The organism is Pseudomonas sp. BN417 (genome assembly GCF_029871205.1).
Classification (GTDB): domain Bacteria; phylum Pseudomonadota; class Gammaproteobacteria; order Pseudomonadales; family Pseudomonadaceae; genus Metapseudomonas.
In genome coordinates this window covers 56568-78033 of the sequence record NZ_SSOJ01000114.1, presented here as the reverse complement: position 1 = coordinate 78033, position 21466 = coordinate 56568, and the positions used below count along the sequence as shown (strand labels likewise).

Here is a 21466-nt window from a genome sequence, read left to right as displayed (position 1 = left end):
CGCATCCCCGCATGGGGCTTCACAGAAGAATTGCCAGCTCAGGAAGAAATTCGCCATGGCTCCTGCAGTAACCCATTCCGCTTTGCGGGAATGCATCCGACGTCTCGATTTCGGCCGCGTCTCTGTCTTCTTCGGCGAGAAGAGCGGGAAGTATCCCGACGGTAACCAGGTGCTCATCCGTGGCTCCGACACGCGTGCGGCCTTCGACACGCCCATCGTTTCGAACTACATCGGCCCCGAGTTCGACGCCACTGAACTGGTGGTCATGGGCCACGTGCACGAAGACCATATGGCCGGATTGCACCGCCTTCCCGACGCCAGGGTGTACGTGCACGAAGCCGACTTGCAGGCAGCGCGTAGCTGGAGCGGCATGGCTGCAGCCTTTGGCATGACGGACGAGCTCCAGATCTCGCAGACGCTGGACAAGTTCCAGCGAGATTTTTTCTATACACCACGACCCGACGCACAGGGTTACGAGGACGGCATGTCCTGGAATGTCGGCCAGTCGACGATCCGGGCATTCCACATGCCTGGCCATACCGCTGGCCACTCGGTTCTGCTGGTCGAACCGGAGGGCATTGCCTTCATCGGCGATATCGACCTGACCGGCTTCGGCCCGTACTACGGCGATGCCTGCTCGAACCTTCGTGACTTCCGCCGCAGCCTGGCTCGGTTGCCGGAAATTCCGGCCAAGGTCTGGGTCACCTCCCACCATCGCGGCGTCTACACGGAGAGAGCGCGATTCCTGCGGGACCTGGCCGCCTACACGGCAGTGCTCGATGAGCGCGAGCAGCGGCTTCTGGCATGGTTGCGTGAATCACCGAAGACGCTGGGGCAGTTGGTAGAGCGCCGGATGCTTTATCCGCCGGGGTTCGAGGCGGCATGGGTCGTGGACGCCGAGACCCGCACGATTTCGCAGCACCTGGTCGAACTTCTGGCCGACGGGCGGGTGCAGGTGGACGAGCAAGACGTCTATCGGCTTGGATGAACGCATCGCTCCAGCGTAACGCCGCCCGCACCAACCTACGCCAGTGCTCGACTCCGTAGATTGGTCCGAGCGCGGCGAGACCGACATCGCCGGTTTCCCAAGCCCTGGCAAAGTCACGGCAACGTGCCGTAGACAGAGCAACAGGGTTGACTACTCCAGATTTCCCGTAGCAACGCATCAATCGGTTTTTCGGCTCCGCGCGAGGAAGCCGGGACGGTGCCGACTTTTCAACTGGATCCTCCCAAAGCTGATGCCTAAAGCATTTCTGGGTCAGGGTTATCAGATGCAGCACAGTGAGACCTGCCAATCATGTCTGAACACTGTGCCGAAACTGATGCCCGATTATGTATGTTGCAAGGGCTCGGGCTCTAGCCGACTGCACCGACCTGTCTCCCATTGCAGCAGGAGGGAAATGGCGCAAGGGAGGACCGTCAGGGTCACGACCGTCGCGATGGCGAGCCCGCCGATCACCGCGAAGGCCATCGGCCCCCAGAAGATCTGCGGCGCGATGGGAATCATGCCGAGGATCGCCGCGCAGGCCGTCAGCACGATGGGGCGTGCCCGGTGCGTCGCGGCGTGCACGATGGCCTCGCGTGGCGACCGGCCCGCGCCGACATTGATGTCCACTTCCTCGATGAGGATGATGGCGTTGCGGACGATCATGCCGACCAAGGCGATGACGCCGAGCTGCGCCACGAAGCCCATGGGCGTTCCGGTCGGCAGCATGGCCAGGACCACTCCGATCAGGCCGAACGGTGCCATCGCCAGGGCGAGGAACATCCGCGAGAAACTGCGCAGCTGCAGCATCAGCAGCACGCACATCACGAGTGCGGTCACCGGCAGTACGGCGGCCAGCGAGGCGCTCCCCTTCGCGGCTTCCTCGACGGCGCCGCCGGTTTCGACCTTGTAGCCCTTGGGCAGGCCGGCGGCAAATTGCGCGACGGCGGGCGCGAGCGCCTGCACGACGGTCGCCGCCTCGACGCCCTCACGAACGTCGCCCTGAACGGTGACCAGCGGGAGACGCTGCCTCCGCCAGATGATCGGATCCTCGACGCCGTAGCTGAGCCTGGCAATCTGCGACAGCGGGACGGCAAGCCCCTGGGCCGAGCGGATCTGCAGGTTGGCCAGGGTCGCGAGGTTCGTGCGCTCACCGATTTGCGCGCGAACGATCACGTCAACGAGACGATCCTGGTCGCGCACGGTGGTCACGGTCGTGCCAGAGAAGATCGACGCCATGGCACTGGCGATCTCCTCGGAGGAAAGCCCCAGCGCCCGTGCCTGCGTCTGGTCGATGGCGACGATGACGCTCCGTTGCGGCTCGCCCGACAGCAGATGCACCTCGCGGGTATCCGTGTTGGTCGAGAGCAGGTTGGCGAGCTGTCCGGCCAGGTCGCGCACCTTGCTCTGGTCGGGCCCCGTGACGCGGTACTTGAGGGGCCAGCCAACCGGCGGGCCGAGCTCGAGAGGTGTCGCCCGCGCGATGAGCCCTGGGAACTCCGTCTTGAACAGCCCGGCGAGCTTGGCCTGCAGTGCGTCACGCTCCTTGATGCCCTTGGTCACCACCACCGCCTGGGTCACATTGTCGTTCTGCAGTAGCACCTCCATAGGGAGGTAGAAGCGGATCGCACCGGAACCGACATAGGTCGAGAACAGATCGACACCGGGGTCTTCCTTGAGCAGCTTCTCGAGCTTCAGCGCCTCCCGCTCCGTCGCCTCCAGCGACGCGTTCTGCGGCAGCGTCAGGCTGACCAGGAGCTCCGGCCGGTCGGAGGGCGGGAAGAACTGCTGTTCGAGCTGGCCCGAGGCGACAAGCGACAGCGCGAAGGCGACGCCAGCCGCGGCAAGCGTGATCGCGCGATGTCCCAGGGCCCAGGACAAGGCACGCTGGTAGAGCCCCATGATCCGGCCGTTGCCATGGCCATGATTCGGTAAGGATTTCGGCAGGAGCAAGGTGCCGAGCAAGGGCGAGAAAAGGACGGCGACCACCCAGGATGCGGACAGCGAGATCAATACCACCATGAACATCGAATAGCAGTATTCACCCGCGCTCGAAGCGGCGAATCCGACCGGGATGAAGCCGGCGATCATCACCAGCGTGCCCGTCAGCATTGGAAAGGCAGTCGAGTCGTAGGCGAAGCTCGCCGCTCGCTTGAGGCTCCAGCCCTCCTCCAACTTTCCAATCATCGCCTCGACAGTGATCATCGCGTCGTCGACGAGCAGGCCAAGGGCGATGATCAGCGCACCGAGCGAGATGCGCTGCAGGCCAATGCCAGTCAGCTCCATGCCGATGAAGGTCAGAGCCAGGACGAAGGGAATCGAGATGCTGACGACGAGGCCGGCGCGGACGCCGAGCGAGAGGAACGAGACAGCGAGCACGATCGCAATCGCTTCGGCCAGCACCTTCAGGAAACCGCTCACGGCCTGCTTGACAACGGTAGATTGATCGGCGACCTGGAGCATCTCGATGCCGTGGGGCAACGCCCTCCTCACCTCGTCCATGCGGTCCCGCACCGCTTGTCCGAATTCGAGCAGGTTGCCGCCGGAGGCCATGGAGATGGCGACGCCGAGCGCCTTCTCGCCGTTGACGCGGAACTGCGGCGATGGCGGGTCGGCCGGGATACGCCGGATAGTAGCCAGCTCAGTCAGCGGCACGAACCGGTCGTTCGCCCGCAGCGTCATGGTCCGTAGGCTCTCCTCGGAGACGAAGCTGCCGCTCACGCGCAGAGCGATCTTGTCGTCCGCCAGGCGCACTGTTCCGGCGGGGCTGACAGCGTTCTGAGCGCTCAGGGCCCTCAGCACCGCCTGCTCGTCCAGCCCGAAGGCGGCCAGCAGGCTGGGGGAGAATTCGACGGCGATCTGTTCCTCCTGCACGCCCAGGAGCTGCACCTTGCCGATGCTCGGGATGCGCAGCAATTCCGCACGCACGCCCTCGAGGTAGTCGCGCAACTCCCGATCCGAGAATCCCTCGGCCGTGAACCCGTAGATCTGGCCATAGGTGTCGCCGAACTCGTCGTCGAAGAACGGACCCTGGACCCCGCTGGGGAGGGTCGCGGCGATATCGGCCATCTTCTTGCGCACCTGGTACCAGGCGTCGGGGACGATGTCTGCCGGCGCATCGTCGCGCAGGTTCACCATGATCACCGTCTCGCCCGGGCGCGTGTAGCTGTCGAGCCGGTCGAGCCAGGGGATCTCTTCGAGCTTCTTCTCCAGGCGATCGGTCAGCAGCTTCGTCGTGTCGTCGATGTTCGCGCCGGGCCAGCGAGCGGCCACCACCATGGTCTTGATGGTGAAGGCCGGGTCTTCGTTGCGGCTCAGCTTCGAATAACTCATCGCGCCGCCGAGCAGCGTGATCAGCATGAGGAAGAAGATCAGCGGCTTTTGAGCGATCGACCAGGCCGAGAGATTGAAGCCGCCCTGCCCTTCCGGACCTGCCTTGTTCGAACTCATTTGGCCACCTCGCCGACATCGTAGGTGACTTTCTGGCCGGGCCTGAGTTTGCTCACACCCGCGGTGACCACGGCATCGCCTTCGCTGAGCCCGGACTCGACCAGCGCTTGCGTCGCCGTGTAGCGCGCCACCACCACCGGTTTGCGGACAAGCTCCTGGCTGGTGGGCTGGACCACGAACACTGCAGCGTTGCCAGCCTCGCTCGTCAAGGCCGAGGACGGCAGGATGATGAGCGACTTACCGGGCAGGATCAGGCGTCCACTTACCGTGGCGCCCAGCGCCATGGTAACGGGGGCGTCGGGCAGCGCGATACGGACGCGGTAGGTGCGGGTCGCCGGGTCCGCGGTTGGACTCGCATCGCGGACCCGGCCGATCACCTTGACCGAGGGATCGGAGAGGAGCGCCACTTCGACTTGCACGTCGGAGGGCACACTGGTGTAGATCCGCTCGGACACGTTGAAGACGGCATCGCGTTCATGGGTGGAAGACAGCTTGATCGCCGGCTGGCCAGCATCGACGACCTGCCCGGCATTGACCAGTACCGCGCTGACGATGGCGTCGTCGGGCGCACGGAGCTCTGTGTAGGTCAGCTTGTTGCGGGCGGTCTGCAGTCCCGTTCTGGCGACCTTGAGCTTGGCGTTGGCGGCGCGCCAGTTGGCCTCGGCTTCCTCGACCCGCGCACGCGCGACGAACTGCTTCGCGAAGAGGGTGCGCTGCCGATCGAGCTCCGACCTCGCCAATCCCTCCGCCGCCTCGGCACTCTTCACCTCGGCCTCGGCGGTCAGCACTTCGTTCTGGACGTCGTTCGGATCGAGTGTCGCCAGAACCTGCCCCTTGACGACACTCATGCCGATCTCCGCGGCACGGGTCGCGACGCGGCCGTCGATGCGGAAGCCGAGGTTGGTTTCGACATTCGCCTGGATCTCGCCCGTCTGGGCGACCTCATCGCCGATTGAGACAGACTTCGCGATGACCGTGCGGACGGGACGCGGCGCCTCTGTCGTTTGTATTTCTTCCTGACACCCCGTCAGTGCCATAGCCAGGCTGCAGGTATAACCGCAGAACAGGAATGTCTTGAGTAGCTTCATCTCGGGTCTCCTCGCTCAAGGACGAGCAATGCTGAGCGCCGCGCACGCCCGGACCACCGGGGGTGCGTCGCTGAAATCGGTTCTTGTGAACGGCGATGGAAGACATTCCAGCTCTGCAGGCGTCGGTGATGAGCCCGCCGATACCCGGGGACCCGCGCACCGGCGCAGCGCCGATCCGAGGCCTCGGGGCGCAGTGCATCGCTGAGGGCGAATCTCGGCATGGGCCCTCATCGATCGCGGGTGATCGACGAGCACGTTGCCCTATTGACCGGCTCAACGTCACGTAGCGGAAGGCCCGGCTCCAGGTGGCCGGACGCCCGCGCCTTAGACCCAGGCGACAGCCTTCGGCGGCCGGGATGGGCGCCGCAGTGGGGTTACCGCCGGCCAGGGTCGCCATGTTCGGCGCAACTGTCGTTCATGGGTCCTCAATGCCACGCGCGCGCGGGTCGCGGATATCCGGATTGTTTGCGGACCATTTCCATGGCACGCCCCCCTGAAGCCTCTGTTGTTTCGCTGGACTGTAATCCTCTGCATAATTTAACACAACGACTGTTTTTATTAATATGGATCGCACAACGCACAGTCCGCTCCCGGCTCCGGACAAGCGCAAGCATCCCACGTGCTGAACCGGTTCCCGTCCGCCAGCAAGGCCCTCCCCTTTCACCAGTTGGGCTTGCACACGCCCCTACCCGCCGCCGGGAAACGCGCAAAAAAACCGCCCCGAAGGGCGGTAAAGGAGCGGGCTTGTGGCCCATAGTGGAAAAACCGTCAACGAATGCCCGTGCTGCGCAGCGCGGCCGCGGTGTATTCGGCAGTGCTGGAGGTGAAACCGAACTGGAGCGGCTCCTTCTCCTCATTGTGCATGCCGGAAACGATGTAGCGGCCGTTGATCAGGTCATACAGCGCTTCGGTGCCCAGCCAGGGGATCTGCAGGTCGTACATTGGACTGATATGGCCTTCGGCGGCGCGCCAGAGGGTGCCACGCGCGTCGTAGTGATCGGCCAGGGCGATCTGCCAACTGTCTTCGTCAACGAAGAACACCCGCTTGGCGTAGATGTGCCGCTCGCCTGGCTTGAGGGTGGCCTCGACCTGCCAGACGCGATGCAGCTCGTAGCGGGTCAGCTCGGGATTGATATGCCCGGGCTTGATGATGTCTCTGTACTTGAGGTCCGCCCCGTCGAGCCGGTAGCTGTTGTAGGGGATGTAAATCTCGCGCTTGCCGACCAGTTTCCACTCGTAGCGATCCGGTGCGCCGTTGAACATGTCCTGGTTGTCGGCGACGCGCTGGCCATCAGCAGCCGGATAGGGACCGTCATAGGAAACCTGCGGCGCACGGCGTACGCGTCGCTGCCCGGCGCTATAAAACCACGCCAGGCGCGGCTCCTTGACCTGGTTGAGGGTCTCGTGCACCAGCAGCACATCACCAGCCAGACGCGACGGAGCAGTCACCAACTGCTTGTAATAGAACAGCACGTTTCCTGGGTTCGCCGGATCAAAGTCGGCAACGCGATCACGGAAGGTGAACTGATCTTTGAAGTGCACCGGCACAAAACTGCCATCGGCCAGCGGTGTGGCCTGCACATGGCTGCGCTTGGCGCTGCCGCCACGGTAGCGGGTGATGTGGTTCCACACTACTTCCAGGCCATCCTGCGGGATGGCAAAGGGCACCGCGGTGGAGAAGTTCTCCAGACCGTTACCGCCGTCCACCATTCTGGTTCTTGTCGCATTCTCCCTGGCCGCCTGATAGACAAAGTCAGGCGCATTGGCGGAGCGGTGACTACGGTAGACCGGTAATTGGTAGGTGCCTGGATAGCGTTTGAGCATCGCCATTTGCCCAGGCGTCAGTTGGTCCTGGTACTGCGCCATGTTCTGCACGGTGATAGTGAACAGTGGCTGCTCTGTGGCGAAGGGGTTACTGAGAAATCCCGCGGTATCTCGGTTGCCGGCACCGCTGGACAGTCCCCCGTCCCAGGGGGGGATGGTACCCGCAGCATTACCCGCCTTTTCGGCTCCCAGAGGCGTGAGCGACGCGCCCAACTGGGCAGCCTGCTCGACACTGACCGCCCCCAGGGCGAACTGACCGATCAGGCCAAGGCTCAGCGCCAGCGAACAATTTGAAAAGACCATCTTTCCCATGCTTTCGCTACCTCTTGTTGTTGTGCTTCGTGAGTAAGCGCTGGAGTTTCTGAATACCTGCACGCCCCCCTCGCACGTCAATCACGTATCTCCGGGCGAGGCATGTAGGAATCAGCACTCCGCTCAATCCTTTGAACTGATGAAAAAGGGCTGCCTGCTTCAGATGGGGCGATCGTTACAACCCAGGCTCTGACAACAACGCTATCGTTGCCGTACAAAGGTATCGCCAGCATGAAGTGGAGCGTTTCTTACGGGGACAAGTTGGTGCTGTGTAGTGAGCCGCCAGACAATGGTGGCTCACTACAGTCAGACTCCAGGTCACTTACCTGGCGTGGACAAACGATTGAAACGAATTGTTCTTCGCCCGCTCCAGCGCGCCGTAGGCGTAGTACTGCTGGATTATCTGGCAACCCCAAACGGTCAGGGCGTAGATCATGAACTCCATCTTGTCCTCGTCGCCCGGGATTGGGAGGAAGTCATAGACGACCGCCACGGCCAAAGCAGCCGCCGTAGTCAAGGCATTGAGCAGAGCGTGCATGAACTCGCCAGCGCGCAGCAGACGCCAAGTGAAATAGCAGAGATAGAGGGTGTAGCAGGCCCACATGATCAGGTAGAAATACGGCAGCAGCCCTTTAACGAAGTCGGCCAGTACCAGCACGAAAGTGGCGGCGAAGGTGACCCCGAAAATCATGATGTCCTTGGTAACCGAAGGCCTGTAGTTATGGGTGACCGCCATCAGGCCAAGCGTGGCCACAATCGGGACGCCGAAAGCGCGGGAAAAGGCATCGAGGAAGAAAGAGATGCTGTAGCCAACCTTGAAACCCGTCACAAGGAATAGCAGTAGATTCGAAGCAGAGAAGGCCACGATCAGCCACTCAAATCCGAGCAGATAGTTCTTCCGAATGCGCACATACTTGAGGCCGTAAACCACACCGCAAGTGATCAAGAAAACGCTAGAAAGCAGCGCAAGAACTTCCTTAATTTCCATAGCAATAACCTCTATCAAATACTCTACCGTTGGTTCACTTCGCCACAGGGACGAGCGCCGCGAGATAGTGGGAAAGTGCCTGACGATCATCCGCGGACAAGGTCGAGACGATGGCTGTCATCGCGCCCGTCGAATCCTTGCGCCTCCCTTCCGCAAAGGCATTCAGTTGGGCCAGCAGGTAGTCATGCCCCTGTCCGGCCAACCGCGGGAACTGGTCGCGCCCCATCAGCCCTTCGCCGTGACACGCCGCGCAGCCTCCGTTCACCACCAGCTTCTGCCCCTTCTCCCGCAGGACGGGATCAGCCTTGAAGGAGCTGTTTTGCGCAGCCGACTGCTTGGCGAAGTACGCCGCCAACTGCTGGACGTCGGCCTCGCTCAGGGTCATAGCCAGCGGCCCCATGTTCGGATTGGCCCGCGCGCCACTGGCGAAGTTACGCAGTTGGTTGGCCAGGTAGGCAGCAGGTTGACCAGCCAGGCTGGGATACCCCTGATGCTGCGACTTGCCTTGAGCGCCATGACAACCTAAGCAGGCATCGACCAGGCGTGGCCACTGGCCGCCATCGACTTCCTTGGCCTCTGTGGAGGTGCTGATGTGGTCCATCAGACGATAGAGATCGAAGGCATCCCGACCGTAAAGAGCCAGCAGCCCGGCAATGACTACGACTACAGCCAGCGCTATCAACTTCTTCATCTTCTTCTCCTATACCCGACGCAGGGCGTTGAGCGCCTGCAAGGCACTCTGGTGGCCCGAACGCACGGCGCCATCCATGTAGCCAGCCCAGATGTCAGCGGTCTCGGTACCGGACCAGATCAGATTGCCGCAGGGTGGTCGCAGCGCCTCGCCATGGGTCGTCCAGAAGCCCGGCGGGATGGCCGATACGCAGGTGAGCGTCCAGGGATCGTCACGCCCCCAGTCCTGGTCGTGGTACGCCACGGGATGCAGCGCCTCGTCGCCCCACGCCTTGGCGAAGATTTCGGTCAGAGTGCGCTTGGCCGTTTCATGATCCGAGGGCAGATTGGCGTTGGAGAGGAAGGCATTGATAATGCCGATCTCGCCATTGGGCGGCGAGTTGTCCCAGGCCCAGATCACGGAGCCGTCAAGCATCATGATGTGCCCGTTCAAGCCCTTGTCGCGCCAGAACGGCCGGGAATACACCATGGCCATCTTGCGCGCCGGCGAATGCGCGGGCCAGGCACGTTGCAGCGCTGCGCGCGCCGCCGGCAGGGCCGGCTCGAACTGCACCTGGTTGCACAGGGCCGGGTGGATGGCCACGATGACCTTACGTGCGCGAATCGGCCCCTGGTCCGTGTGCAGGGTCACGACCTCGCTACCCCAGTCGGAAATCCGGCGCACCGGACTCCGCAAACGCACCTTGTCGCCCAGTTGCTCGGCCATCCTGGTGCTGAGGATCTGCGAGCCACCGACGAAACGCGTGCCTTGCGCGCTGTCCTTGATCGAATCAAGTTTTTCGTAGTCGCAACCGGCCGAATTGATCATGGACAGGAAATGCAACAGCCCCATTTTGGCCGGGGTGACGCCACCGGTCAGCGTCATGCTGGCATCCCAGCCAGACCGATCCTCCGGCTTGATGTTTTGCTGGGCCAACCAGTCGCCGACCGAGAGCTTGTCCAGTTCAGCTGCCCTGGGGGATTTCCAGGGGGCCCCCGAGGGTACCTCGCGAGACATCTCGCTCAGCTTGCCAGCCACGGCCATGTCGGTGCCGAAGGTCCCTTGAAGATCGACTTCCAGCCGACCGTCACCGCCGATAACGACCGTACGTCCTTCGTAGAACGTCGGGAAGGTGCCAACCTCCAGCTGACGCGCGAGGTCTTCAACGGCGGTCTGCCCCGGCCCGATCCACTGGCCACCGACCTCCGAGACATAGCCATTCACCTCGTAGTTGAGGGTGCGCCCCCCTACCCGATCCCGCGCTTCCAGCACCAGGAAGGACTCGCAGCCAGCCTGTTGCAGGTCACGGGCGGCGGTCAGGCCAGCCAGACCGGCACCGATGATGACGACGTCCAGCACGTCGTCCTGCCCGGTCGACACCATCGCGTCGCCTGACGTCTCGCTGGCATGCGCCAGCCCCGTGGTCAGGCCGAACCCACCAATCGCTGCAGTGGCACCCGCCAGCTTCAGCAACTGCCGTCGCTTGAGATCGAGAGAAGAATTTGAGTTGGGCTTGTTCGCCATACTCGTAGCCTCACGTATTTTTTATTGAAGTCGTCGTTCTTGTTACGGCATGGGAAAGACGGCAGCGAACAGCCAAAATGACCGACGATGGCCTGCCGCGAGATTCACCGGGTCGCCCCGACGATCGATGTGCTTATTGGAATTCAACGAACCTCGGGGCCTGGCCCGGGGTTCACCCCGTGGCGAGGATGTAGGTCGATCGGCGCAGCAACTGCGTGCCGAACAGGATCATCCACATCGGGAAGATCAGGACGACCAGGACCAGAAGGGCCGCCGAGAGTCCGGTCAGCTGCGGGAAGAAGCCGGCCAGGAAGAACAGTCCGAAGCACCAGCCGACGACGCTGAGGGGCAGCAGCACCGACCGGCCCCAGCCCGCGCGCTTGAGATGGCCACCGACCACCAGGCCCCAGAACAGCACCACGGGCCCCTCGCACCACCACAGGCCTTGCTGGCTGCCGACAGCGATGCTGGTCCAGATGACTTCCGCCGCCTTCGCGGCTTCACCACCCGCCGCATGAGCGTCGGCCAGCGGGTTCAGCACGGAAAGTTGCAGGGCTGCGCCGATGACACCCAGGGTCACGTAGAGGGCGATGGCGAGCACCGCGATATCCCCGAGGGTGCCCGCCTCTTCACGAAAGATGCTCCAGAGGTAGCCGCCGATCACCAGCACCGGCAGATAGAACCCGAGGATGTCAGCGAGCATGGACAGTCGGAAGAACTCCCGGATCTCTGCCGGGAACCCCAGCATCGCCGCGCCGTCGAGTGAAACGCTCATGTCACCCTGGGTGACCATCAACATGAAGCCGACATTCAAGTAGGCAAAGATGCCGCCGAGGATTGCGGCCCAGGCGGTGACGCGCACTGCCTCTTTTGAGTTGCTATTCATCATTGCTCCGCGCAAGCAGAAATGTTGTGTTCGGAACTGTGGGGACATCTCCGCGACGCCAGCTCCGGTTCTCGGTCAGTTAGCGGCGCCGCCCTGCACCTTGCGATTCACCCAGTTGTCCATCAGGTTCGCCGCCCCCAGCGCCAGCTTGACGGCGCACCACTGCAAAGGCTCGGGGAGAGTCGAGGGCGTCTTGTGGCGCAACGCCACCAGCAGAGGATGCTCGACACCGCCTATTCGCTCGGCGAGCAGGTATCCCATCAACGACTGGGTGGCGACGCCGTGCCCGGAACACCCGGCGGTATAAATGACGTTCTTCTGGGCGCCGGTCTCACCAACAACCGGCAGCGCGTCATAAGCCATGCTGACGTACCCGCTCCAACTCGACTGGATGCCGAGGCCGCGCAAGGTCGGGAAGCGTTCGTTCAGCGCCACCGCCAACGCTCGATAAGCGACTTCATCCGGCACATTCGGGGTTTGCGAGCCATACGCATAACCGAGCCGTTTTGTCGTGATGAGGAGCGTGTTGCGGGCGGTCAGGCGGTGGCTCTCCATCGTCCAGTGCGAGGTAATCAAACCTTCCCTGCCCGGCCAGCCCAGGGAGGTCAGTTGCGCCACGGACAGCGGTTCGGTCTCGATCGCCGAGACGCGTAGCGGTACCACCTTGTCCCTGAGAAGGCCAAGCTGTGGGGTATAGGCGTTTGTGGCTAGCACCAGGTATGGAGCGCTCGCCGTGCCCCGCCTGGTCGCACACCTGATGGTCGGACCTTCGGTGTAGGACAGCAGCGGCGTGTTCTCGTAGAGCCTCACACCGGCCTGGAGCGCCGCACGCCTGAGCCCCATCACGTATTTGCCGGGGTCCAGGGTACCGCCATGCCGCTGGGCGTAACCGAACAGGAACGCCGGCGGAATACCCCGGGCGCGCATTTCGGCATGGTCCAGGAACTCCGTCCTGGAACCGAGTTCAAGGCCTAGCTCCATAGCCTTGCGAATTTTCTTCTCCTGAGACGGATGAACGCCGACGCGAATGTTTCCCGAACGGTTGTAATCGCAGTCGATGCCGAGCTCGTCGAGCCTCCGCTCCACGTAGCTGACACCCTCGTCGTAGAAGCTGACGATCTTCCGTGCCTGCTCTATGCCGACGCGGTGGAGGAAGAACTCGAACTCGATGCCCAGGCTGCCTCCGAGATAGCCCGCGTTGCGCCCACTCGCGCCGAAGCCGGCAAATTCTTGCTCGAGGACGATGACCTTCGCACCGAGAGCAGTCAGCTCCAACGCAGTGGACAGTCCAGCAAAGCCAGCGCCGACCACGATCACATCGGCGCTGACATCGCCCTCCAGCTCTGGCTGCATGTCAGCCGGCCTTTCCACCCACCCACCGAGCCGACGAAATTGCGCGACTCCACAGCTGGCCTTGTTTTCCGCGTCTCGACGGGTTGCTGACATGACACGCCCTCCTATCGGCTCAGGATGTGAACTGCGACGGCGCCTTCCTCGACGCCGATCAGGCCGCCACCGTTCTCCTGGATCGCGTGACGCGCGCCCTCGACCTGACGGCCCCCCGCCTCGCCACGCAGCTGGGTGGTCAGTTCGTAGAGCTGGCCGATGCCGGTTGCGCCGAGCGGGTGCCCCTTGGACTCCAGGCCGCCGGACGGGTTGATCGGAATCCGGCCACCCACGGTGAAGTCACCGCGCTCGGCACAGACCCCGCCCAGCCCCATGGGAGCCAGACCGAGGTTTTCCGCCTGGATGATCTCGCCCATGGCGGACGCGTCGTGGACCTCGGCCACATGCATGTCCTGGGGCCCCAGGCCGGCGATCTCGTAGGCCTGCAGCGCGGCTAGGTGGCTGACGTGCTTCTCCGGCTCGTCGATGCTCCGCAGGGTGAAGCTGCGGATCACGCTGGCGGCGATGCGTACGCAACGCCTGGGATCGGCCCCGATACGCTTCAGTCCCGCCTCGGTGCAGATGATCGCGGCGGCGGCGCCGTCGGTCATCGGTGCGCACATCGGCAAGGTGATCGGATAGGTGATCGGCGGCGCCGCCAGCACTTCCTCGATGGTGAAAGGCTTGCGGAACTGCGAGTAAGGGTTGTGCACCGAGTGGTTGTGGTTCTTCGCGCACACAGCAGCGATCTGCCGCTGGGTGGTCCCGTAGGTCTTCATGTGCCAGCGGCAGAAGCCCGCATAGATGGACATGAATCGGCTGTACGGACGCTCGGACTCCGAACCGGGCGGCGGCACTACTCCATCCCCCATTTTCGACAGGATGGCGAAGTTCTCCTCGGCGCGGGCAACATCCCATCCGGCCTCGAACAAGGCGAAGGACTTCGCCTTGTCGGCTACCACCATCTTCTCGCAACCCAAGGCAAGCGCCACATCGGTGGCGCCTGCGCGCAGGCTCTGCACGGCCAGGTGAACGGCGGTGCTGCCCGAAGCGCAAGCGTTCTCGACGTTGTAGGCCGGCACCCCTTCGATGCCGATCTTGCTCATGATCACCTGCCCCGGAATGGACAATTGACCCTGCAATGCGCCGTTGGTGATACCGGCATAGAAGACAGCGCCAATATCGGAGCGTTGGGCTCCAGCATCGGCCAGCGCGCCGTTGAGCGCCTCCAGGGCCAAGTCCTGGAGGCTGCGATCCGGATGACGACCGAACTCGGTCATGGCGATGCCGGCAATGTAAATGGGTTCCATCAGAAGACTCCTCGACTTCAGATCTGCCGGTTGGCGCCTTGCCAATAACGGGCACGCAGGTCTTTCTTGAGCACCTTGCCAACCGGGCTGCGCGGCAGCGCCTCAATGATCTCCACCGACTTCGGCGCCTTCACCGAGCCCAGCTTTTCCTTGCACAGCGCAATCAGGGCTTCGGCGTCGACGGTCTGGCCCTCGTTCAGCTCGATGACGGCCTTGACCGCCTCACCCCATGTCTCGTCGGGCACGCCGATCACCGCGCAGTCACGTACGGCAGGATGGCTCCAGAGCACCTGCTCAACCTCGCTCGGGTACACGTTGAACCCGCCCGAGATGATCATGTCCTTCTTGCGGTCGGTGATGTGCAGGTAGCCATCGGCGTCGACATGGCCGATATCGCCGGTATGCAGCCAGCCGTCGATGAGGGTCTCCGCCGTTTTCTGCGGGTCCTTGTAGTAGCCCTTCATGATCAGGTCGCCGCGCACGCAGATCTCACCCGTTTCGCCCTGGGCGAGAATCTCGTTGTCGTCGTTCATGATCTCCACGCGGATCAGGGGGTTGGGCCGTCCGACAGAAGACAGCCGCTCATCGCTGGCCGCTTCGCCATTCACGAAGTGCTCGCCCGGCGTCAGGTGTGCGATCGCGCCCGGCGCCTCGGTCTGCCCATAGCCCTCCATCATGACCGGGCCGAAGACCTCGATCGCCTTGCGCAACTTCTCCACCGACATCGGTGCGGCGCCATAGAGGAAGTAGCGAAGCGAAGAAAAGTCGACCTTCTTGTTCAGGTCGGGAATATCCAGCAGCCGGTAGATGACCGTTGGCGGCAGGAAGAACTCCGTCACTCGGTATTGTGGGATCGCCGCCAGCAGAAGTTGCGGTTCCGGCTTGGTGATGATCACAACCGCGCCGCCCCTGGCCGTGCAGGGCATGGACAGCATGCCGGCGGTGTGGGTCATCGGCGCTGCCGCCAGGTTCACCGGCCGGATATTGGCGGGATACGGCGTGTTGATCATGAAGTGCGCAAAGCTGGTCTGCACGCTGCGATGGGTGTTCATGACGCCCTTGGGCAAGCCCGTGGTGCCACCCGTAGGTCCGAGCCAGATCACATCGTCCGGATCGACGGCGACACGTGGATCGGTCGCCGGCTGTTGCGCGATGAATTGCTCCAGCGATTCGGCCCCCTCCACTTCGCCATCTATGCAGACCCACTGACTGATCTTCGGCAGCTGCGGCCGCAGGGTAGCAATGGTCTCGGCAAATTCGCGCTGGAAGAACAGGATCTCGCAATCGAACGCGTCCAGTACGTAGCGGTTCTCCTCGGGCGCGTTGCGCGCGCCCACCGGAATCCAGCACAGGTTGGCGCGCCACAGACCCAGGGCACAGAGCCAGGCGGTTACATCGTTGGCTGCCCAGACCGCGCCCTTCACCCCGGACGCGAATCCACTGGCCAGCAGTGCGTTGGCGATGCGGCAGGACATTTCCCCCGCTGCGGTAAAGCTCGTGACCACGCCGTCCTGGATATAGGCAGGCCCCTGCGGATTGACCCGCCAGCCACGGTCAAAGAAATCAATGATTGCCATCTTGGTCACTTCACAGCTGGGTGATGGTTGCGCGAGCCAGGCCGCGCTGCTCGAGGAAGCCGAGCATGTAGCGGTGCCCGAAGGCCTTGGAGGACGAGGCAAAGCCGACTTTGGCAACGTCGTTGTCCAACAGCTTGACCGCTGCAGCCGCGTGCAGCGCACCGGTGGCGATGTAGGGGGTGATGCCATGCACGGTGGCACGGACCGCCGACAACTGACCGCGACCGATGGCGAAATCCACGGTGCGCTGCAGAGTGCTGCGCTCGCGCGGCGGCATGCTCGGGGTAGTGGAGTCCACCAGCCCCTGAATCACCGCGTCCTGCTGCTCCTTCGGCAGGTGCTTGTATTCGGCCTCCCACTTCTGGCCCAGGGCATGGACGGTCTTCATCACCGGGTTGTCGTAGAAGCCCACGCAGGACATGCAGCTGCGCACGCGCCCATCATTCTGGAAGTAGATTGGCAGCGAGGTGCCACCCCAAGGCAGGCAGAACACCGACTCGAGCAGGCTGGGGCAAACGACGTTGAAGCTGGAATTGGGCGCGTACGGAACCAGATCCTTCTCCCACAGGTAGCCGCCCGGATGGCGGAAGCCTTCGAAGATGGTGGCGGTGGAACCTACGGTCACGCCAGCGGCACCAGTACGCGGCCCGCGGGTCAGGGTGGCGGTCTCCAGGGAGTCGACGCCGGGGGTTTCCAGGGCCAGCTCGGCGGCGATCTCGGCGAAGGTGTACATGTAGGCCAACGAGGGCGACAGCAGCAGGCCGGCCTGGCGGTACAGCTCGCCGAACTGGTCGCGCAGGGCACGGATGTGCTCCTGCTCACCGGCCGGGTCCAGGTAATGGCAGCCGGCTTTCAGAGCCGCCTCGGCGGTGGTCAGACCGAAATTGACGAACGGACCGACGGTGTTGCAGACAACTTTTGCGCCCTTGAAGACGGCAGTCAGGGCCTCGACCTCGTGCGGGCACTCGACGATCTCGTAGGTGGCCGACTCCAGACCTACGACGCGTTGCGCCATCATCTCCTGGGCACGCTTGGCATTCCGGGCCACGGCAGTGAAGGGAATCTTCTGGTCAATCAGCCAGTCCATGGTGAGCATGCCGGTGTAACCACTGGCGCCATAGACAACGACAGGATATTTGGCCATTTGGGGTTCCTCGCTATTGTTCTTGGATGGATTGAGTCGGGTGGTTGAATCAGTTCTGGGCCCAGCCTTCGGCGTAGAGCTGCTGCGCAAGCAGCCCCAGACGCATGGTCAGGATGCGGTTCTCGCCGTCTTCGATCAGGGAGGACTGGGTGTCGCGCAGCAGTTTCTCGATGGGATACTCGAGGGTGGTGCCGTTGCCACCGAACAGGCGGAAGGCCTCTTCGGCCACCGCCAACGCTTCCTCGGTCACGGTGACCTTGGCGGAGGCCGTGGCGTACGGGTGGGTTTGCGGCGACAGGCGCGCGAAGCTCAGTGAGCGACGGGCCACCGCTCGGGCGGTTTCGACACGGCGGAGCATTTCGCCCAAGCGCAGGCGGGTCATCTGGTGGTCGATCAGCATGCGGCCGCCCTGGCGGCGCTCATGGCAGTACTGCAGTGCATACTCGAAGGCTGCACGGGCGACGCCCGTGAACACTTGGCTCATGTGGGTGCCGGCATAGGACCAGGAGGAGCTGACCGCACCGTAGTAGCCGTCTTTCTCGGCGATGGCGAAGCGACGCGGGACGCGCACGTCATCGAAGTAGATCTCACCCTGGGGCAGTGAGCGCTGACCGATCTTCTCCAGGGGCTTGCCCTTGGAGACACCCTTGATATCCAGCGGGACGATCACCGCGATGCCATTGGGCAGGCCATCGTCGCCGTAGAAGCCGTCGCCGTAGTCGGCGCACATCAGTCCGAATGCCACCTGCGCGACAGCGCCGTTGGACACCCAGGCCGAGCTCTGGCCATTGATGATGATCTCGTCGCCAACGACCTTGGCGGTCAGGTTGCCGATGTTGGCCGGCGTACCTACGGGCCAGTCGCGTTTGATATCGAGCAACTGGTTGTCGCTGCCGCGATCCGGCTGGGTGGCCATCCAGCAACCGATGCGGCCCTGGCACAGGTCGACCAGCTCGGCGTTGCCGGCAGCGACGGCCATCTGCAGCGGGAAGCCCGCACAACCAAGGGACACCCCCAGGCCGGCATCGCCCCACCCCAGCTCTTCACCGATCAGGGACTCGATCCGCACCGCCATCTCCGGCGGCAGTTCCGCCAGCAACGCGGGGTCCAGCCCCAGCTTGGCGAACTCGCTGAACACCGAGTAGTAGGGAGAGCCCGGCGCAGCCACTTCTTCGGCGGTCATCCGGTCCAGCTCGCGACCTAGCGGGCGCAGCACTTCCTTGGCGAACCGGTGTACGGACGCCTGGATGGCGGCCTCTTCCTCGGAGAGCGGCGTCTCGAAACCGGACAGCCCGACTGCCGGAAGGGTGAGGTTGGGCTTAAGGCTAATCATCAGGCCACCTCCGCCGAAGCCGGCACACGAGTCAGCGGGCGCTGCACGCCCAGGCAGTTGGATTGAATGGCGAACGAAGCAACGATCGATTCGCGGGGAAAACCTCTGCAGACGGCGAAGCCGTCGTTAGGACGGGAACCTGTCTTGAAGCTTTTCATGCACGACCTCCAGGGGGGTCTCTTGTTGTTTTGCTGAACTGTAATCCTGTGCTTATTTTTACGCAACACTTGTTATGCAAAACACCTGTTACGCCAACATAGCCAAGCAACATCCCCTCTCGAGGCGAGCAATCGCAGGGCGTCAGCCAAGCCAGCGCAAACCGACCAGGCAGAGGCAATTGCCATCAGCCGGAGGAAAGGAGTCGAGTGGCGCCCTGCCCGCTCAGTGGACTGGCGGCATAGCGGTCATGGGGCGACAGATGGCGCAGCGCAGGCGGAACCTGCCCGGCAGTACGTACCGGTGCAGATTCAGGTGGCGGTATGGGAGAAGGTCAGACAGAAGGTCTGTCGGATGCCGTAAAAGTGGTGAGCTGCATCGAACGATTCACGGAGCGCAACAAGACAGCCCTTGTCGCGTTGTGCTCAGTTCCTGCCAGCGGCCTTTGTGGCCCGGTAACTACCAGGACTCATGCCGGTCCACTGGCGAAAGGCCCGATGAAACGCGCTGGGCTCCTGGAATCCACAGCGGATCGCGATCTCGGAGATGCTCAAGGCCTCGTCGTTGAGGTACTCGAAGGCCAATGCCCTACGCACCTCGTGCTTGATTGCCTGATAGGAAAAACCCTCGCGCTCCAGTTGCCGGCGAAAAGCGGATTCGCTCATCGACACCTGGCTTGCCATCTGCGTCTGGGACGGCCAGTCCAGTTCTGGAGACATTTTGAGGCGGCGATAGACGTCGGCGGAAAGCCCCGATCGATTGCGGAATCGCACCACCACACCCTCTGGCGCGTAGCGGAGGAACTGCTTGAGGCTGGTGAAGTTGCGGATCACCGGCAGCGACAGTTGGGCGGAACCGAACTCCACCTCGGTACGCCCGGCCTCGAACTCGATCCAGGGTCCCCAGAGCAGGGGTTCGGCTCCGTGGGGAGGCGGAGGATGGCCAAACTGGGTACGGTCGAAATTGAGCCTGCGCCCCACCAGCCAGCAGGCCACGCCAATGACCATGCTGAGGTAGATCTCCTCGGCGACGCCCCGGATGGCTGGATCGTCGATACGGGTCTCCAGGACGATGGCGGTGCGGTTGCCGCGCAATTCCAGATGCGCGCGGATATCGCGGAGGAACAGGTTAAAGCCGGACAGGCACTGGCGCAGCGCACGCCCCAGATCCGGTTCATGGAGCACGCTGCGGCAGATGATTGCGAACGCGCCACGAGGCATCCCGCCCGAATCGAAGGCGAAAAACTCATCTCCCAGCTCCTCGGTGAGCAGCAGCCACAGTCGTGTTACCGAGTCCGCCGGCACCCGGCGCAAGGGTTCATCGAGCCACGAAGGCTCGATGCCAGCTTCGCGAAGAATCGCCTCCACACGCTTCGGTGCCTGCGCCAATCGGTGCATGGCGGCCTTCACGAAATAGGCGGCCACAGAGTCATTCGTCCGGACGATGTGCTCTTCAGCGTTGCCCGTCATAGTCCTTGTCCATCAGCTGATATGTCCAAATTCGACATCCGAGTGCGCGCAATTCCGGCATAGGTGGGCAGGCCACTGCCCCCTAGACTTCCAGCCATCAATCCAGGAGCGTCTCAGATGAACAGACCTGAAGTTTTCGTTGTCAGTGCGGTGCGTACCGCCATCGGTACCTATGGCGGCACCCTGAAGGATACCCCGCCCGCGCAACTTGCCACACTCGTCACCCGAACTGCCCTTGCACGCGCCAACTGCGATCCGCAGCAGGTGGAACATGTCGTGTTCGGCAACGTCATCCCTAGCACGCCCAAGGACGCCTACATCAGCCGGGTCGCCGCGCTGCAGGCAGGCATTCCAAAGGAAACACCAGCCTTTGGCGTCAATCGCCTGTGCGGTTCGGGCCTGCAAGCCATCGTTAGCGCCGCCCAGGGCCTACTGCTGGGTGACGCGCGCATCGCCATCGCTGGCGGTGCCGAATCCATGAGCCTGGCCCCTTACCTCGTTCCGAGCGCGCGCTGGGGTGCGCGCATGGGCGACAGCAAGATGCTCGACTTCATGCTCGGCGCCCTGCAGGACCCGCTGCACGGCATCCACATGGGCATCACCGCCGAGAACGTCGCCAAGCTGCACGGCATCACCCGTGAAGACCAGGACGCCCTGGCCCTGCAGAGCCAGCAGCGCGCAGCCCGCGCCATCGCCGAGGGACGTTTCGCCAGCCAGATCGTTCCCGTGGAAATCCAGACCCGCAAGGGCGTGACCCAGTTCGAGATCGACGAGCACGTGCGCGGCGAGGTGACCCTGGAGCAACTGGCGAAGATGAAGCCGGCCTTTACCGAAGGCGGCACCGTTACCGCTGGCAACGCCTCCGGCCTCAACGACGGTGCCAGCGCGCTGCTGCTGGCCACCGGCGATGCGGTGAAGGACCAGGGCCTGCAGCCCATGGTTCGGGTGGTGGCCTATGCCCACGCAGGTGTCGAGCCGACTGTCATGGGCCTGGGACCGATCCCGGCGACCCGCCTGGCCTTGCAACGCGCGGGGCTGACCGTGGCGGACCTCGACGTGATCGAGTCCAACGAAGCCTTCGCCGCCCAGGCCTGCGCGGTGTCGCGCGAACTCGGTTTCGATCCGGAGAAGGTGAACCCCAACGGTTCCGGCATCTCCCTGGGGCATCCGATCGGAGCCTCCGGCGCGATCATCGCCACCAAGGCGATCCACGAGCTGCAACGGATCAAGGGCCGCTACGCCCTGGCCACCATGTGCATCGGCGGCGGCCAAGGCATCGCCGTCATCTTCGAACGCGTCTGAAGGGAGCCGGTCGGGGCACGTCAGCCGGACTCCGCCCACGACACGGATCCTGCGGTATCCCG

16 protein-coding genes are annotated in these 21466 nt (G+C 63.4%); 2 read left to right on the top strand and 14 right to left on the bottom strand.

Translation table 11 applies throughout. From position 1 onward, the window contains the following. The first annotated feature begins 55 nt into the window (after window positions 1–55). The gene (locus E8F11_RS13835) at window positions 56–988 is read left to right on the top strand and encodes an MBL fold metallo-hydrolase (protein WP_280289378.1); all 933 of its coding nucleotides are present in this window, start codon (window positions 56–58) and stop codon (window positions 986–988) included. Between the two features lie 342 nt (window positions 989–1330). Here the strand turns inward: E8F11_RS13835 and E8F11_RS13830 are convergent, their stop codons facing one another. The 14 genes from E8F11_RS13830 to E8F11_RS13765 all read right to left on the bottom strand — a co-directional run bounded on the left by E8F11_RS13830 (window position 1331) and on the right by E8F11_RS13765 (window position 20102). Continuing rightward, window positions 1331–4435, bottom strand: coding sequence for an efflux RND transporter permease subunit (locus tag E8F11_RS13830; protein WP_179058741.1), 3105 nt, complete (start codon window positions 4433–4435; stop codon window positions 1331–1333). After that, window positions 4432–5523 (bottom strand): efflux RND transporter periplasmic adaptor subunit, encoded by a 1092-nt coding sequence (locus tag E8F11_RS13825; RefSeq protein ID WP_179058742.1) that lies wholly within the window; start codon window positions 5521–5523, stop codon window positions 4432–4434. The genes E8F11_RS13830 and E8F11_RS13825 overlap by 4 nt, the downstream gene beginning before the upstream one ends. Before the next feature lie 768 nt (window positions 5524–6291). Then, a complete protein-coding gene (locus E8F11_RS13820) occupies window positions 6292–7650 on the bottom strand; it encodes a DUF1329 domain-containing protein (protein ID WP_280289414.1) in 1359 nt (452 codons plus the stop codon). Window positions 7651–7981: 331 nt separating this feature from the next. After that, a complete protein-coding gene (locus E8F11_RS13815; RefSeq protein WP_179058744.1) occupies window positions 7982–8647 on the bottom strand; it encodes a hypothetical protein in 666 nt (221 codons plus the stop codon). Window positions 8648–8681: 34 nt separating this feature from the next. Further along, window positions 8682–9338 (bottom strand): c-type cytochrome, encoded by a 657-nt coding sequence (locus tag E8F11_RS13810; protein WP_280289377.1) that lies wholly within the window; start codon window positions 9336–9338, stop codon window positions 8682–8684. A 9-nt stretch (window positions 9339–9347) separates the two neighbouring features. Then, a complete protein-coding gene (locus E8F11_RS13805) occupies window positions 9348–10841 on the bottom strand; it encodes an FAD-dependent oxidoreductase (protein WP_280289376.1) in 1494 nt (497 codons plus the stop codon). Window positions 10842–11013: 172 nt separating this feature from the next. Beyond that, on the bottom strand, window positions 11014–11727 hold the full coding sequence (locus tag E8F11_RS13800) for a hypothetical protein (RefSeq protein ID WP_280289375.1): 714 nt from the start codon (window positions 11725–11727) through the stop codon (window positions 11014–11016). A 75-nt stretch (window positions 11728–11802) separates the two neighbouring features. Next, window positions 11803–13173 carry an FAD-dependent oxidoreductase gene (locus E8F11_RS13795; protein WP_280289374.1) on the bottom strand — a complete coding sequence of 457 codons (1371 nt, stop codon included), beginning with the start codon at window positions 13171–13173 and terminating at the stop codon, window positions 11803–11805. Between the two features lie 11 nt (window positions 13174–13184). Then, window positions 13185–14423 carry a thiolase family protein gene (locus E8F11_RS13790; RefSeq protein ID WP_280289373.1) on the bottom strand — a complete coding sequence of 413 codons (1239 nt, stop codon included), beginning with the start codon at window positions 14421–14423 and terminating at the stop codon, window positions 13185–13187. A gap of 17 nt (window positions 14424–14440) precedes the next feature. After that, complete coding sequence (locus E8F11_RS13785; protein WP_280289372.1) at window positions 14441–16000, bottom strand: AMP-binding protein; 1560 nt, start codon at window positions 15998–16000, stop codon at window positions 14441–14443. 10 nt (window positions 16001–16010) lie between these two features. Then, window positions 16011–17144: a DUF5938 domain-containing protein gene (locus tag E8F11_RS13780; protein WP_280289371.1), complete on the bottom strand. Its 1134-nt coding sequence runs from the start codon at window positions 17142–17144 to the stop codon at window positions 16011–16013. Between the two features lie 49 nt (window positions 17145–17193). Next, window positions 17194–18477: an acyl-CoA dehydrogenase family protein gene (locus E8F11_RS13775; protein WP_280289370.1), complete on the bottom strand. Its 1284-nt coding sequence runs from the start codon at window positions 18475–18477 to the stop codon at window positions 17194–17196. Further along, window positions 18477–18635: a hypothetical protein gene (locus E8F11_RS13770; RefSeq protein ID WP_280289369.1), complete on the bottom strand. Its 159-nt coding sequence runs from the start codon at window positions 18633–18635 to the stop codon at window positions 18477–18479. The genes E8F11_RS13775 and E8F11_RS13770 overlap by 1 nt, the downstream gene beginning before the upstream one ends. 423 nt (window positions 18636–19058) lie before the next feature. Continuing rightward, window positions 19059–20102: an AraC family transcriptional regulator gene (locus E8F11_RS13765; protein ID WP_280289368.1), complete on the bottom strand. Its 1044-nt coding sequence runs from the start codon at window positions 20100–20102 to the stop codon at window positions 19059–19061. A gap of 117 nt (window positions 20103–20219) precedes the next feature. Here E8F11_RS13765 and E8F11_RS13760 point away from each other — a divergent pair, with 117 nt between their 5' ends. After that, on the top strand, window positions 20220–21404 hold the full coding sequence (locus E8F11_RS13760) for an acetyl-CoA C-acyltransferase family protein (RefSeq protein WP_280289367.1): 1185 nt from the start codon (window positions 20220–20222) through the stop codon (window positions 21402–21404). Window positions 21405–21466 lie beyond the last annotated feature (62 nt).